Here is a 15,917-nt window from a genome sequence, read left to right on the forward strand (position 1 = left end):
TTCTCTCGCGGCAAGACTCGGTTGGCACCACTTTTTAGGTGATTGGAATTTGTTTTGGTTTTATACTTTTTTAGACCGACTTTTTGAATTTATTCTTGGGATGTTGCTTGCGCTAAACCTCTCGTGCTGGCATTGGTTACAACACCTACCACTACCAGCAAGAATCTACGTGGAATTCTTCAACATTATTCTTATTCAAATGCTTTTATTTAAAAATAGAGGGAGGGCGCTTTACCTTTGGTTTCCATACGCCATTAGGCATGCTGTTAGCCAACTGGGTATGCCACTAGCGGTACCGTTACTATTAGCCGGTTTAATCCTCGAAAAAAATACACTTACACGCTTTCTGCCAACACGACTGATGCAGCTTTTAGGCAAAGCTTCTTAAGCTTTTTATTTATTACAATTTTTGGTAATGGCTTTTATCATTGGGGATTATTAGTTCACCATTGCTCCTGCGCATTCCTAGTGGCTGATTGCCACCGGGTCCCTACTAACGAATATTATCGCGATCATCCTTTATCGGGTTATGAAAAACCCATCCATAAAGTATTAACTCACGTTAAGCGATTCTCTAAGCCGATTTCCGTTAGCACTGAGGTTGTCATAAAAGCCGAGCATTTTCAGGCAGAAAACGCTGTTTTTGTCTCATTGTTTTGGCTGTGTTTACGCTTTCTTTCTGCCATCATTCAATGACACATTTTCATGAGTCGAGATGTAGGCTGGCATTTACTCGCCGCAGAACGACTTTTAAAGGAAGGCACATACAGCCAAGATTTTTAGACGTTGTCCTCTTATAATTTCTTAATTTATTACTTTCTCCGCTATTAATAATACAGTATTGATTTCAAGATAATCTTATTTTAAGCTTCATGTTTATCTATTTTTAATATCCTTCCTTTCGCCTCTTACTTGTTTTTCGTTCACGGATCGACTGTTTGGTACTAAAGATCGGCTGATGCACGGAATGCTACTTCTGGCGCTTGCCGTGGTTTACCTGATTTTACCAGTCTCTGAATTTAGTCATCGCGATCCTTTTTTAATGGTATTAATTATGTCTTATTTATTAGCTATCGGCACGCAAGCATAACACAAAGATTTATCGCTGCCTCCTTTTTTGATCGTATGGGTTTGTCTTTTAGCAGGATTTGGATTTTCATTAAATCTACAATTTTTTATTTTATTTGTCGTGCTTCAATTTTACTTAATTAAAGAGCTAGGCTTTGGTTTTTCGAGTCGAATCACTCATGATAATTTGTGTTTTTATTCTTTTATTTACTCATCATTTTCTTGTTTTTCCCAAATTACATTACGCAGGTATTGCCTCTCGTAATTTCCCCCTATGCAGCACATTTAATGATTCGCTACCAACGCTAGCGGAGTACCACGTTTATTTTCATAGTTAGCTGCGTTTCTATTTTTTATTATCAATTGGAAAAAGCTCCTATCAACCGCTTTTTTACTTTTTTCTTTTCACGACAATGTCTGTTATTTTTATTCACTTGAAAAATATGGTATTACCATCAGGTTCCCAGGATCAACTTTTCAACTTTGTTATTAGCTCTCTTTTTAGCTCAAAATCAACAACTCCGATTAAAACACTCTAGCAAGACAATTATTCTGTGTATTTTATTCATGGGACTGCAAATTTTCACTATTGCTCAGCTTGGTTTTTCGAATTGGAAAAAAATCAAATCTTCATAATGAAATTAATCAAATTTTAACTTACGTTCAAGAACTAGTGGAAAGTAAATCCGTTATGATGTTTTCAACGCCAATTACACTGGCAGGATTATTTTCCTTATGCTAAAGTTAATTCAGGCTTGAGCTTTTCTGGCTTTTGGATGTTGCCAGGAATTCTTGAGCGCAAAAATAAAACCTTAAACCCCATCCAAAAACAAAAATTAAATATTGCTAATTTTCCTATTTATGGACAGGGACAAAATTTGTTCCCATGTTATTTTAAAGAGAAAATCTCTGGCGCTGGCACCAGGGACAAGAGAGAAAGGGTTTCCAAAGGAGAGTGGTGTAATGTTCCCCTTTGGCTGCCATTAGCGCGGGTCGCCCAGGCGAAATTCAAAATGAGAAATCTCAGTCGCTTGCGACCGAGATTTTTAAATCCCGTGTTTCACTGCACTCATACGGGCTACATAAACTCCTGTTACTATGGGCAGGGATAAGTTTTATTTCACTTAAAAACCGTTATCCACGTTGTCATTCTCCGGCGAGCTCGTCTGTGGAACAACTTGCATGGAAGCACAGGCCGGGATTCAATGCACCGTGCGCAGCGCCATAAAGGTCATAACCATCGGATAACCTTCCTTTCGATGAAACGAATAGCAGTAAAAAATAGTTCTTTAATGGCGGCTGCACGGTAGTTGGTGAAGGGTTTAGTAATCAATAACGCTTTTGCGCCTATGAGGCAGGCAGATAATATACCTGAAGTTAAGCGGTCATCAATCACTAAAATAGCTTTTGGTTTCAATTTCCGTTTTTCAGCGATTTTTAATAAATCATCAGGATAAGGTTTTTTTTTAGTAAATCGAATGATTTCGATATTTGGAAAGGTGTTTTCAAGGTATTGAATCCGCTGATCAAAAAGGTTATTCGAATAGATACAGACTTGCTTTAAGGGAAATTCTTTATCAAGCTGAGTTAGCCATAACATAACAGATTCCCCTAGCTGCGCCTGTCCGTGGCTTGACAAAACGCCGTCAAAATCCAATGCTACTAATTTAATCTGAAGTAGAATTAAATACGAGAGAGATAAATCCTCAATGCGGCTCAAGCAATAATCTGAGTTTGAAAGAAATTGTTTTAAACAGGCGCGTTTTTTGAGGAGCATCCTAAGTAGATAAAAAAACCGCTTACACACGCATTCGTCTTTCATTTTGTATGGCGCGCGAAACCACGGCTGGAGGTATTAATCATATTCAATAAGTGACTGACCTCGGGCGTTTCTTTGGCCAATTTTTCAAGCTCAAGGCGAATACCTTCTAACCCTAGATTTCCTCGATAAATCAAACGAAATGCCTGCTTCAGGGAACGCATAGTGTTCCCATTAAAACCATGACGACGTAGGCCAACTGTGTTTAATCCTGAAGGCGCGCCCGGGTTCCCAGTTACCAACATATAAGGCAAAATGTCTTGATAAACTTTGGCGGCACGCCCTAAAAAACAATAAGCGCCGACACGACAAAATTGATGAACCCCTGAAAAAGCACCTAAAATTGCATGATCACCCACAGAAACATGACCCGCAATAGAGGCAGTATTCGCGAAGATAACGTTGCTTCCGACAACACAATCATGAGCCACGTGCGAGTAAGCCATCAAATAATTATTGTCACCAATGCGTGTTACAGAATGACCTTCTTTTGTCCCTCGGTTGATCGTTACAAATTCACGAATAACATTATTATCACCCACTTCAAGGCAAGATTCTTCGCCTTTATAACTGAGGTGCTGGGGATCGGAACCAACGGAGGCATAAGAATATATTTTGTTTCTCTTACCGAGGATAGTGTTCTTGTCGATCACAACATGGGCTGCAATTTCAGTGCCATCGCCAATGATGGCATTTTCTTTGATTAGCGTCCAAGGACCAATGGTGACGTTTAAACCGATCGTCGCGCTCGGATGAATAATGGCTCGTTCATCAATCACACTTTTATCCCTTAATTGTCATCAACTCGGCTTTACAAGCGAGCTGGTCGTCCACTGTCGCTTTCCCTTCAAACTTCCATAGACCGCGGTGAACTTTTAATACTTTCACCTCTAAAGTTAATTGATCTCCGGGCTCAACGACGCGCTTAAAACGAGCGTTATCTACTCCGGCAAAAAAATAAATGTCTTTGTGGTCTTCTGGCAAATTTAACGATTTAACAATTAAAATGCCAGCGGCTTGCGCCAACGATTCAATAATCAAAACACCTGGCATGACAGGTCGTACAGGAAAATGTCCCGTAAAAAAGGGTTCATTCACCGTGACATTTTTAATGGCGACTAGGGATTTATCTTTTTCTATTTTGATTACTCGATCAATGAGCAGAAAAGGATAACGGTGAGGAATGTATTTTTTAATCTCTGTAATATTCATGACGTTCATCGTATCAGTTTCTCTAATCGTTTTAAGCGTTTTGCTAGCTCATCCAGTTGCCAAAAACGGATGACGCTTTTGCGCCATTCTCGGTTAGTTTGCATCCCTGTTCCTGAAGAATAAATGCCCGGTTTGGTAATCGATTTTTGAATCATGCCCATCCCGGTAATAATAACGTTGTCGCAAATTTCAATGTGGCCATTTAATCCGGCGGAAGCGCCGATCATGCAGTGGCGCCCAACCGTCGTGCTGCCAGCAACGCCAGCGCAACCGGCAATGACCGTATGATCGCCAATGCGGACGTTATGGGCGATCATCACTAAATCATCTATCTTTACTCCGTTACCAATCACTGTATCACCCAATGCCCCCCGGTCAATAGTCGCATTGGCACCAATCTCCACATCGTCTCCAATGATTACACGGCCTACTTGGGGGATTTTCATCCATTCCCCTTTCTCGTCTTGGGTTAAACCAAAACCATCAGCCCCGATAACAGCCCCACTGTGAATAATACTTCGATCTCCTATTCTCGTTTGAGAATAAAGTGTAACCCGGCTGTACAAACAGCAATCGGATCCAATTTGGCTTCCGCGGCCAATGCTAGCGCCTGCACCAATCAAAGTATGCGGCCCAATGACCACCTCTTCTTCGATGACCACCTGAGCGCCGATGTGAACACTGGCATCGATCTGGCAACCCTCCCCTACCACCGCCGTCGGATGAATGCCACACGTGGGAACTGATTGAGGTCGCAATAAAGTTAACAATTTGACAAAACCCAATTTGGGATTGGACATCACCAAAGCGTTAACCGGGCACCGAGAGGCTAATTTTTCATCCAACAAAATAGCAGAAGCTTTTGTTTGTGTTAAATATTTTCGATACTTACGATGATCTGTTACGAAACTAATTTCACCTGGTTTAGCATACGCAATAGGAGCAACATTATGAATTTTGCAATCGCCATCGCCTTGGACAGTAGCGCCGATGGCGGTTGCTAATTCAGTTAACGAGTAAGTTAAACCTCTTGTCATTAACTATATTTTATTTCAATGCTGATACAACGTTTGAAGTAATATCCTTACTGTTTCTAGCATAAGGTACGGTATCTTTAGGCAAAACGAGATCGAGATTTTCTCTCTCAGCCACCCTCTTTACCGCACCGTTAACCTTAGACATAAAACCAGACATGGCTTTATTTTGCGCCACGAACAGTTCTTGTTGAAACTGTTGTTGTTGCTGGCGAAGCGTACTTTCATCATTTTGAATTTCTTTACGCAAATTTCCAGCCTCTTTTTTACTCATCACCGCCTCATCGCGCTTTAATTTTTGAAGATTCTGTTGCAGTGATTGAGTTAATTTAGTCATTTTTTCTCGCTGCGGCGAAAATTGTTTTTCTAATCGCATATTGATGTCCTTAATCTGCGGTGCGGTTTGAAAAATCTGACGCATATCAACAAGCCCAACCGTTTGGGCAACAGCAGCTACACTCCAAATCATGGCTACAAATAAACAGATAGCAGATAACAAGTGTTTAATCATGAGGTTCTCCTTAAAAACAAGTAGACGTCATTATAGTTCAGGTTTTTGTTTAAACCAACCTTTCCCAAACCGTTTTTTACAAGCTCACTCCAAAAGAAAACTGGAATGCTTGGAAATTATCCCCGGGCCGGCGGTTCAATGGGAATGCCAACGTGAGGTCGATCGGCGCTAAAGGTGTATACCATTCCACAGCAAGCCCCAGGGAGGGACGCAGGTTCTTCAACGAAAAACGATCGTCTTGAATAATCTGCGGACGCGTAGCGGCCTCTGGATCGGTGATAGTTGCTCTCGCAGGGACAGCAATATCTCCGGGGAAACACGGCACTTGGAAGACATTTCCAGCATCAAAAATAATGGCGGTACGTACCCTTTCACTAACAAATTTCGGCAATATCAAGTGCACACCGAAAATAGTTTCCAAGTTACCACCTATAGCACCAAAACTATTGTAACGGTTTTTAGGTCCTAACGAGTTAGGTGAAAAAGCAGGAACAGATCCAATACCCCCCGCATAAAAGTTTTTAAAAAATGGTAATCGATCGTGACCAAAGCCATCACCGTAACCCAGCATGGCTAGCAGATTAAGGATAAAGCCATGCCAAACCGGCTGATAATACTTGACAGAATAAGTCGCCAAGTAATAACCTAAACTCGATTTTAACACGGGAACACTGATCTCCAACCCAACACCCGTATATAATCCTTTGGTGGGGAAAATAGCCCGATCGAGTCCGTTGTATGTCCAGCCGCCGTTTAATTTAAATTGGTCATAGTATCGACTGGTATTCTGAACGCCGTTGGTTGTTCCCAAGAACGCTAACACACTTGGCACTGCAATGGCCGGGTCGACCTGGCTAATTTTCACATGCTCAAAACCGTAACCAAAGCCGATAGAATTCCGTTCCGAAACGGGATAAGCATAGGTAACATCTCCTCCATAACCATCTTTTACATATGAGGAGAGATTAAGTTTGGCATTTGGTTTCACCCGTGAATAATAGATCAAAAATCCCCGTTGCAATCCCCACGTCGTGTGGTACGGATTATTATACGAGAAAAAATAATTCTGTTGATATTGGCTATTTTGGAATCCAATCGATACATATTTTCCGGTCCCCATAAAATTGGGCTCTGAAATGCTCGCGCCATACAAGAACCCGTAAGCATTGGAATAACCTCCTTGGATACTCGCCCTCCCCGCTGCGATTTCTTTTACGTGATAATTTAAATCCACTTGATCGGGGGAGTTGGGGACAATTTTCGGCGTGTATTTTACATCCGATAAATAACCTAACAATTCGAGTCGCCGCTTTGATTCTTCAATTTTAGACAAAGAATAAAGGCTGCCTTCGTATTGCCGCATTTCCCGACGTAACACTTCTTGGTCGGTACGCTGGTTACCAAAAAAACTGATTCGGCGAACATACACGCGTTCGCCTGGCGTGACGTTAAAAGTCAAATGCACTAAATGTTGCTGGTCATCGATGGTCGGGATCACATTAACTCGAGCAAAAGCGTAACCTCTATCACCCAGAAAATCTCCGATGACTTTATTTGTATCAATGATCACCTGGCGAGAAAATATATCTCCCCTTTCTAATTTAATTAATTGGTACAATTGATCGTTAAATCCATAGGTTTCCCCGGTAATAGTGTAGCCACTCAGATGATAAATAGGGCCCTCCACTAAATGGATCCTAATATAAACGTGTTTTTTATCCGGCGACCATTGCACATCGTGTGAAACCACGCGGAAACGCAAATAACCATGATTTAAATAAAACTCTGATAAATGTTGCAAATCTTCTTCTAATTTAACTTGAGAGTACCGATCACGATGAGAGATCCAAGTAAATAACCCTGGTGTGGTGAGTTTGAATTGGTTACGGAGCGTTCTCGCGCTAAAAGCTCGGTTACCTACAAATTGAATGGAACCTACTTTGGCAATACCGCCTTCATCAATGTGGATGCAAAGCGCTACTCGATTCTTGGTCTCTTTTACTACCTGAGTAGAAACGATCGCCGCATGATAACCCATTGCACCATACTGTTGCTCTAATCCGACCTCAATTTCATGGAGTTTTGCAGGGTCGTAGGGCTGTCCTTCTGAAATATTTAGCTTATTTAAGATAGGTCGCAATTTTTTTGTGCTGATGGCTTTATTGCCACTGATGCGAATAAGACTAATAATTGGGCGCTCCTTCATGCTAATAACTAACGCGTTCCCGCGATGGGATAATCGCACAGTTTCAAAAAAGCCCATTCGATACAACGATTGAAGAATCTGTTGGCCCCGTTGCACCGTGTATTCTTGTCCCTCATGGATAGGCAAATAACTGCGAACGGTATCCGCCGAAATACGTTTTAATCCTTTGATCTGAATAGAACGGGCCAGAAAACCGTAGGCAGTTAAAGTGAAAGGAATACAAAAAATGATAAAGGTAATAACCAACAGAAAACGTTTACGAAATTTCATGATAGGGGGCACCTTTTTCCTAATTTTGCTGTAGAATTTCAGGTCGTCCCTTCAGGACCCTAAATGAGCAGGCATTATAACACCCGATTTATGATTATCCATAGTTAAGCAACCTATTAGTAAAGCAGCGAACCCGAATACGGGCTACAGTTAATTTAGCTGAGCGCAAGTGGCAATGCCTTTCCCATTTGTGTATCATCCCAGCATGCAAACGATCCCAATACCTCTACAATTCATTGGTCCGATTAAGATTATCGGTTCTGAAGTCAACGCTGAAGTTGAAGTTCCACTGGCGACATTTGAAACACCGGTGTGGCCATCAACTAATCGAGGCGCGAGCGTCACACGGCGTTGTGGTGGGCTTTATTGTTTAGTCCTTGATGATCGCATGACACGATCAGTCCTGCTCGAAGGTGCGGATGCTTATTCAGTTAAGACGGTTCTTGATGACCTTAACCGCCACGACGCCTTGACTGAAGTGGTTTCAAGCACCAGCCGTTTTTGCCGGAACATGAGTTGGCACGCCCAAATCGTAGGAACTCTCTTATTTTTGCGCCTAGAAGCGACCACGGGCGATGCGTCAGGCCACAATATGCTCACCAAAGCTGCTGATGCCGTCATCGACTGGATGCTTAAAAAATATCCCGGTCTTCGCTATGTTTCCATTTCAGGAAATATGTGTGTGGATAAAAAAGTCTCCGTTATCAACGGAATTTTAGGACGCGGAAAATATGTCATCGCCGACATGTTAATTCCTCGTGCTGTTTGTCAAGAACGTTTAAAAACCACACCCGAAGCCATCGTTAATCTTCACGTCAAAAAAAATCTGATGGGGTCGATTGTTTCCGGCGCTCTTCGCACAGCAAACGCCCACTTTGCTAACTTGCTCTACGCAATTTATCTCGCCACTGGCCAAGATGTCGCCAACATTGTCGAAGGTTCCCAAGGATTTACGCATGCTGAATTGCGCAATGGTGACCTTTATTTTTCCGTCACGTTGCCTAATATCATTGTAGGAACGATAGGCAATGGTAAGCATTACGATTTTGTAAAAAAGCACCTGCGCCTTTTAGGTTGCCTGGATAATCAAATCCCAGGCCAAAGCGCCCGACGCTTAGCTATTATCGTCGCTGCAACCGTATGGTGTGGAGAACTGTCCTTGTTGGCCGCCCAAACAAATCCAGGCGAATTGATGCGCGCGCATGAAAAATTTGAGCGTTCCTTAGCCACAAATGTCACATGAAAAAAGAATTTTTAAAAACCCGAACACCTGCGAAATTAATTCTTTCCGGCGAACACGCCGTGATTTATGGTCAGCCCGCGCTTTCAGTGGCTATTAACCGTTACATGGAAGCCACGGTGCGCTGGTCTTTACCGCTGCATTTTTCTTTTCATTTTATGGGAATTGATTTTCGTCGGGAAGTCACTTTACAGGCACTTCGCAACTTAAAAAGAAAACTCAAAAAGCAATACTATAAATACAACTTGGGTCACTTGAGTATTCGGGAAGTGCTGCAAAAACCTTTTGAATTGTCACTTTTCACCTTCATTAACGTTCTTGATCGATTAAAAAATAAATTGCCAACGGGCATTGATATCATCACTGATTCCAACATTCCCGTCGGTTGTGGAATGGGTTCCTCCGCTGCCAGTGTTGTAAGTTTGATCTATACACTGACGCAATTTCTTGGGATGGATTTACATTTGGAAGACTATTTGTCTCTCGGTGTGGAATCAGAAAATTTGCAGCATGGCTATTCAAGCGGTCTCGATGTGCATACTGTCTATTACGGTGGTTGCCTGCGTTATGAAAAAGGGCAATTTGAAAAGCGTCCTATCCCTAATTTTCCAATGCAATTAATACAAACGGGTTGCCCACAAAGCAGTACCGGTGAATGCATCTCTCAGGCCACTCCTTTTTTTAAGAGTAGTAGAATTGGCGAAGATTTTTCTGCGGTGACTAATGCTCTTGATCAAGCTTTACAAAATCACAATAACAGCAGCATTAAAAGCTGCATTCGAGAAAATCATCGACTATTACGAACGATTGGCGTTGTCCCCAATAAAATTAATGACTTTGTTATTGACGTGGAAAAACTTGGCGGTGCTGCAAAAATTTGTGGCGCTGGTAGTGTTGTGGGCGATAATGGGGGTATTGTTTTAGTCATCGCTGATGATCTCATTACGGATTTAGCAAAACAGTACGGCTACTCCATCATCCCGATTCAAACCGACAGCCAAGGGACTTGTATTATCGAATAACAAGGTTAAAGCCGTCATCCCCGCTGCGCGAGAATGGCGAAGTCTAAAATTGAAAGGACTGTAATTTGTGATGCAGAAAATTAAAGAGAAAAATTAGCGTGATTTATAAAACCAAAGCCCCAGGCAGTTTAATGTTGTTTGGCGAATACGCGGTGTTGCAAGGAAAAATAGCAATTGTAGCTGCGATAGATAAATTTATTTCAATATCCCTTAGTCCGCGCCGTGATGAAAAAATTAATATCGACTCACCACTCGGAAACCTAACTTTGGATTGTCAATCTATTAAACTCTCTCCCCCTTTTGAATTTGTCCTCGCGGCGCTAGCTTCAAAAAAACTACCGAGCGGATGCGATATTAATATTAAATCTACTTTACCCCCGGCGATCGGCTTAGGAAGTTCTGCCGCGGTCACCGTTGCATTATTAACAGCATTGAACGCATGGCTCCAAATGTCAATGACAAAAAACGACTTATGGCAACAAGCCCTGACTGTCATCAAAACCATACAAGGAAAAGGATCGGGTGCTGATTGTGCGGCGAGTGTTTACGGCGGTGTGCTTGCTTTTTCTAACCCACCCTTTTCTGTCGCCTCACTCAAGCCAATACCGCCAATTACTGCTATTTATTCCGGCAAAAAATTGACAACCGCACGAGCGATTGACATTGTTAACCAGCGCCGACAAAAACAACCGGATTTTTATCAACAAATTGATGAACGCATAAATGAATTAACTGTACAAGCCATTAAAATAATAAATTCAAAAAATTGGGTTGCCCTGGGGCGCTTGTTAAATTTAGGGCAAGAACTGATGACTACTTTAGGCGTCAGTAATGAAATTTTAGAGTCTCTTATTGAAGGGTTACGCAAACAGCCAACAATTTTCGGCGCTAAAATATCCGGTGCTGGTCTAGGCGACTGTGTCATTGGCATCGGTATACTAAAATCCGATCGATTTCCACGAAATAATACTGAAAAAAAATTGGGTATTAAACAAATCGTCCTTAGCGTTGCGGCGGAAGGAGTCACTGTCGATGCGTAACCAGATTTTCCACCAATTACTTTCACACCGCTTAAAATTGCCCCGATCGTTTGGCTGTGCGTTTGCCGCTTCAAATATCGCTTTATGCAAGTATTGGGGGAAACGAAATTTAGAACTTAATTTACCGGTCACATCCAGTTTATCGATTTCTCTCGGTAATAAAGGCGCAACAGCAGCAATTTCACCCTCTTCCACCAATCAACATGAACTAATCATTAACAACCAATCCGTAGCGATACAATCGACCAACGCCAAAAAATTATTAGCTTTTTTAGAGGCATTTAATTTTCTCGGTGTCAAATACCACTTAGAATTAAATTTCAATATTCCGCTCGCGGCTGGCCTTGCTTCATCGGCGTGCGCTTACGCAGCAATTGTAAAAGCGTTGGATAATTTTTTCGAATGGCAATTGGATAGAAAATCTTTATCTATTTTAGCGCGCCTGGGCAGCGGCAGCGCTTGTCGTTCTGTTTTTAATGGCTTCGTCGAGTGGCATTGTGGAAAAGATATCGACGGCATGGATAGTTATGCCGAACCATTAGTAGAAGATTGGCCTGAACTCTGCATTGGGCTTTGCATCCTTAACAAGAAGCCAAAAACGGTGAGTTCTCGTGAAGGAATGAGGCGCACGGTTACCACTTCCCCGCTTTACTCTGCTTGGCCGGAAAAAGCGAACTGCGATCTTACGCAACTGAAAAAAGCCATCGCAAAAAAAGATTTCAAACTTTTAGGACAAACGGCCGAATCAAACGCCTTAGCCATGCACGCCACCATGCTCGCTGCTTGGCCACCGTTATTATATTCTTCACAGAAAACTATTACAGTGACGCAAAAAATATGGTCTCTTCGCGAAACTGGAACAGAAATTTATTTTACGCAAGACGCAGGGCCCAACATTAAATTATTATTTTTAGAATCGAACAAAGAAAAAATAAAAAAATCTTTTCCGGAAATTGAAATTATCTCTCCTTTTAAAACAAGTATGGAAGAACACGTTGTTTTAGTCGATGAAAATGACTGCCGTCTTGGCATTGAAGAAAAAATAAAAGCACACCGAGAAGGTAAACTACACCTCGCTTTTTCTGTTTTTATTTTTTCTCGTAAAAATAATGAATGGCAGTTATTGCTTCAACAGCGCCATCCTGAGAAATATCACAGCGGTGGATTATGGACAAATACTTGTTGCAGCCACCCTCGTCCGGATGAAGACATTATTACCGGTGGCGAAAGACGCCTTTTCGAAGAAACAGGCTTAAAAATTGCTTTAAAAAGAGTGGGTGAATTTCGTTATACAGCCACGGTCGGCAACAAACTAATTGAAAACGAATACGACCATGTTCTCATCGGATTCACCGATGCCGACGCCATTGATTTCAATAAAAAAGAAATCAGTGCCGTCCGTTGGATTCGCGTTTCAGAACTTAAAAACGAACTCAAAGAAAACCCCAGCCGCTTCACTCCATGGTTTATGCAGGCCTTGGAAATAGCCATAAAACCTTTATAAGCATCCAGCTTTGGTTTCGTTCCCGCGCACGCAGGCGGGAGGACCCAGAGCGCACGTAGTGCGCTGGGTCATAAAAGCGAGCTAGACTCCCGCCTGCGCTGAGATAAGGGAGTTTAAGTTTTTAGCCTTTACCGCTTGTGGAAGGATATGGTACTGTCTAGCCGAATCATCTTCTCCTTTTACTTCGACTTCTGCCCGAGATAACAGCTATTCGAGCACAAGAAATTTATTTTTATCGGGAATCTTTTTTCTTGTTGACGTCCCAACAAAGTGTTAATTAACTTTCATTGTTTTCTCCCTTAACTTCTTTTCAAATTCAGGCGTTATAATGTGTTTTTTGAAGCATATAACTGTAAAATACATGGCGAGCGCGAGAAGATTTTTTCTTTATTACGCCAATCTAGGATAATCTTTCATTAGAGTGGCCCCAGCCGTTTATTTCTTCTAAGAGTTATCGCCAACTCTGGCTATTGTTACACGAAACAGCATTTTCAGACCCCATATCAACTGCCTTTATTGCTTTCCGTCTACTCTCAAGATTTAACCATGTTTTTGTATTATTGTTATTTAGTGTCTTCCATTCTTTCATATTCAAATCGAGTAAAATCACCTCAATTTCTGTAGTTAAAATTAAAAATTGACAAAGTAACTATGAAATTTTCCCAGGCGGTGTGCTCTGGGGTTGAAGTTTGTTCAACTCTTCAGCAAGAGAAACGATTTGGTTAGTCAATGCAGCCATTTCGTCTAAGCTTAGCATTCTATAATAATCGCATTCTTATAATTTCCTGACATAGGAGGAAAAAACGGACCCCTGTTCCAAACGCCCATTGAATTTATCCAACTCTTTGTAAGAATTGATAAAAGTTTTTGATTCCGCAGAAGGTAACTCAAAGATCTTACAGACAGACTCGGACAATTTTGTTAACGAGAGAAGAGAGAAGATCGCTTTTATCTTTTGACAAAAAATTCAAGCAAGCACCTGCTTAAAGAAATTACAGCTAATCTCTTTGAATCCAGTCCTTTCTCCTTTGTCAACAGCCCACTCTCTTCAAGTCGTCTATCATAAAGATGATGAATATAGGAACATCCTAAATGTTAGTTAGTTAGCTTATCTATTCCAGATGGTAATAAAAGTTTCGAATTCTTCCATAAATAATCTAACGAATAGCGCTTTCGATTTTGTCCTTTTGGCGGCCTACTAGCCACGTACATAGCGGATCAGGTAGAATTGACTATTAATATCCGATTTATTAGTTTAAAAAATAAGTAAAAAATTAACAGACTTGTTAAGCTAAAAAAAAATTCTCATTTTTCCTCCTTGAGACGCCTCATTGTTGCTTACCCTTTGGGGGAAGAAGTGAAGAGATGATTTTTGCTTTCGGCGTCGTGATTAGTGAGAAGAGAATCTTTAGTTGCTGCTTAGTAAGAAAAGATAACATCCGCAATGCCTGCCTAAGCGGCGTGTTTCACCAATGTATGCCGAGTTTACGCTGACAAGCGGTTTGACATCTATTAAGCCCCCGAGCCTCGCAAGACCTTTTGCGAAGACAGCCTTCGAAGCTCTGATCAATCTTATTTGTCTAGCTACTTGTCGCCTAATTTCGTTGTATGGATTAGAGATCGTCATTATTCCAGCGTACAAGCAGGTAGAATTACTCCGTTTTCTCCACAAATGGATAAAAATGCATAAATCCTCGAAGCAGCGATTTCCGGCGTTATCTCAAATAAGTCGTCCAAAAATGACATCATAAGGTTGTCTGCTTCATTTTGGAAATGAACTATATACATTTTCTAATAAAAAACATTCAGCTAATTGCTTAAGATAGCCATCTACTTTCCCAGTAGTGAATGTAGATAGAAATCGGTTGTCATAACATGAATGTTTTGGTCTTCCAATTGTTATTGAGCGCTTGTAGTAAATATTTAAACTGTTTTTTGTTGATTGTCGTCCTCTTCTTTTTAAAATTCGTTATCTTTTTTTGAAGATTTTTTCCAATAAATAAATTTTTTCCGTGCATAAAAAATCTAACACTCGCATAGACCAAAAAGAAGAAGCGTTTTTTCTTCCTTGGTTGACCCAAAATCTACATGTTTCAATTACACCATTGCCTGGTTTCTCTTCCTCTGCCGCCCCTTTTCTAATACACACGACCTTCATCATTATTGCTGAGCACTTCCCATTCTTTTCAATTCATCATGGGTAGACTTACTTTGCATGGTGCAATTATATAAAAACTAACACAATAGTTGGGCTAGTATCTAAGGTGTGCTTTTAGACTTGAAAATAGCTCGGGCCGGTAAAAATTTATTTGATCTAACAAAAGCTTAAGAGGCAAGCAATAACAACAGTCCCGAATTTTTCGATGTATTCTTTTAATGTAGTTAAAAAGATCTTTATTACGAGGTAGAAAAGGAAGATTTTCCATCATGGCTAGGGCATTTAAAGCTGTTGGCAAGTTACGGGAAGGTAGATAAAATTCATTACAAACTTAATAAGCTATTATCTTTAATTTGCTGGAGGAAAGTTTGTAACTTCGGTCATTAAGTTTCTCAATCGAGGAGTTAAGCAATTGTTTTTGAAAAGCTGCCATCACGTATGATTCATTTGATTCACATTCTTTCAATCTTTTTTTCATAGATAGAATAGAAGTCGGCATCGATTTCAAGGTACTCCACTGCCTGATTCCATTGCTCAATAAAATTGGTTAAAAGTTCCGATAAATTTAGTGTTTTTGAGTCTGTTGCTTGCCGCGACATAGTAAACCTCTTTTACTCTAGCGTATTAATTACAGTACAATCAAGTTTTGTTAAGGTAAAGTTAATCCACACATCTCAACCTTTGAGGCGCAGGCAATTTTACGAAGCCGTACCCCCTATGAGCGCAGCGAAATACGGGGGCGATAGACGAGATCATTATTTTCCCGTATTCTGCTTTGCTCCATACGTATAGGCCCTGGGTTGTTGTGTCAACAATCAGTTTTGACGAAAAGA

The 15,917-nt window shown here is 41.1% G+C and carries 11 protein-coding genes and 1 pseudogene; 6 read left to right on the forward strand and 6 right to left on the reverse strand.

What is annotated here, in order from left to right:
- Positions 1-100 precede the first annotated feature (100 nt).
- Positions 101-388, forward strand: a complete 288-nt coding sequence (locus FIV31_RS00550) for a hypothetical protein (RefSeq protein WP_280123442.1) — start codon at positions 101-103, stop codon at positions 386-388.
- A gap of 262 nt (positions 389-650) precedes the next feature.
- Positions 651-1,910 (forward strand): annotated as a pseudogene (locus tag FIV31_RS00555) (hypothetical protein); the annotation flags it as partial.
- 389 nt (positions 1,911-2,299) lie between these two features.
- Here FIV31_RS00555 and FIV31_RS00560 read toward each other — a convergent pair.
- From FIV31_RS00560 to bamA, 6 genes are all read right to left on the reverse strand, one after another.
- Positions 2,300-2,890 carry a YqeG family HAD IIIA-type phosphatase gene (locus FIV31_RS00560; protein ID WP_280123443.1) on the reverse strand — a complete coding sequence of 197 codons (591 nt, stop codon included), beginning with the start codon at positions 2,888-2,890 and terminating at the stop codon, positions 2,300-2,302.
- Positions 2,887-3,666, reverse strand: coding sequence for an acyl-ACP--UDP-N-acetylglucosamine O-acyltransferase (gene lpxA / locus FIV31_RS00565; protein ID WP_280123444.1), 780 nt, complete (start codon positions 3,664-3,666; stop codon positions 2,887-2,889). The genes FIV31_RS00560 and lpxA overlap by 4 nt, the downstream gene beginning before the upstream one ends.
- 4 nt (positions 3,667-3,670) lie before the next feature.
- Entirely contained in the window at positions 3,671-4,108 is a 438-nt protein-coding gene (fabZ, locus tag FIV31_RS00570) for a 3-hydroxyacyl-ACP dehydratase FabZ (RefSeq protein WP_280123445.1), read from the reverse strand.
- Complete coding sequence (gene lpxD, locus FIV31_RS00575) at positions 4,105-5,136, reverse strand: UDP-3-O-(3-hydroxymyristoyl)glucosamine N-acyltransferase (RefSeq protein ID WP_280123446.1); 1,032 nt, start codon at positions 5,134-5,136, stop codon at positions 4,105-4,107. The genes fabZ and lpxD overlap by 4 nt, the downstream gene beginning before the upstream one ends.
- Positions 5,137-5,146: 10 nt before the next feature.
- Positions 5,147-5,644: an OmpH/Skp family outer membrane protein gene (locus FIV31_RS00580; protein ID WP_280123447.1), complete on the reverse strand. Its 498-nt coding sequence runs from the start codon at positions 5,642-5,644 to the stop codon at positions 5,147-5,149.
- A 76-nt stretch (positions 5,645-5,720) separates the two neighbouring features.
- Positions 5,721-8,120: an outer membrane protein assembly factor BamA gene (gene bamA, locus FIV31_RS00585; RefSeq protein WP_425278241.1), complete on the reverse strand. Its 2,400-nt coding sequence runs from the start codon at positions 8,118-8,120 to the stop codon at positions 5,721-5,723.
- A 169-nt stretch (positions 8,121-8,289) separates the two neighbouring features.
- On the opposite strand from bamA, the gene FIV31_RS00590 reads away from it, so the two are divergent.
- The 4 genes from FIV31_RS00590 to mvaD all read left to right on the forward strand — a co-directional run bounded on the left by FIV31_RS00590 (position 8,290) and on the right by mvaD (position 12,926).
- On the forward strand, positions 8,290-9,363 hold the full coding sequence (locus tag FIV31_RS00590; protein WP_280123449.1) for a hydroxymethylglutaryl-CoA reductase: 1,074 nt from the start codon (positions 8,290-8,292) through the stop codon (positions 9,361-9,363).
- Complete coding sequence (locus FIV31_RS00595) at positions 9,360-10,382, forward strand: mevalonate kinase family protein (RefSeq protein WP_280123450.1); 1,023 nt, start codon at positions 9,360-9,362, stop codon at positions 10,380-10,382. Before FIV31_RS00590 ends, FIV31_RS00595 begins: the two co-directional genes overlap by 4 nt.
- Before the next feature lie 98 nt (positions 10,383-10,480).
- Entirely contained in the window at positions 10,481-11,422 is a 942-nt protein-coding gene (mvk, locus tag FIV31_RS00600; RefSeq protein WP_280123451.1) for a mevalonate kinase, read from the forward strand.
- The gene (gene mvaD / locus FIV31_RS00605) at positions 11,415-12,926 is read left to right on the forward strand and encodes a diphosphomevalonate decarboxylase (RefSeq protein ID WP_280123452.1); all 1,512 of its coding nucleotides are present in this window, start codon (positions 11,415-11,417) and stop codon (positions 12,924-12,926) included. Before mvk ends, mvaD begins: the two co-directional genes overlap by 8 nt.
- The last annotated feature ends 2,991 nt before the right edge of the window (positions 12,927-15,917 follow it).

Source organism: Coxiella endosymbiont of Ornithodoros amblus, from assembly GCF_019425495.1.
Classification (GTDB): Bacteria; Pseudomonadota; Gammaproteobacteria; order Coxiellales; family Coxiellaceae; genus Coxiella.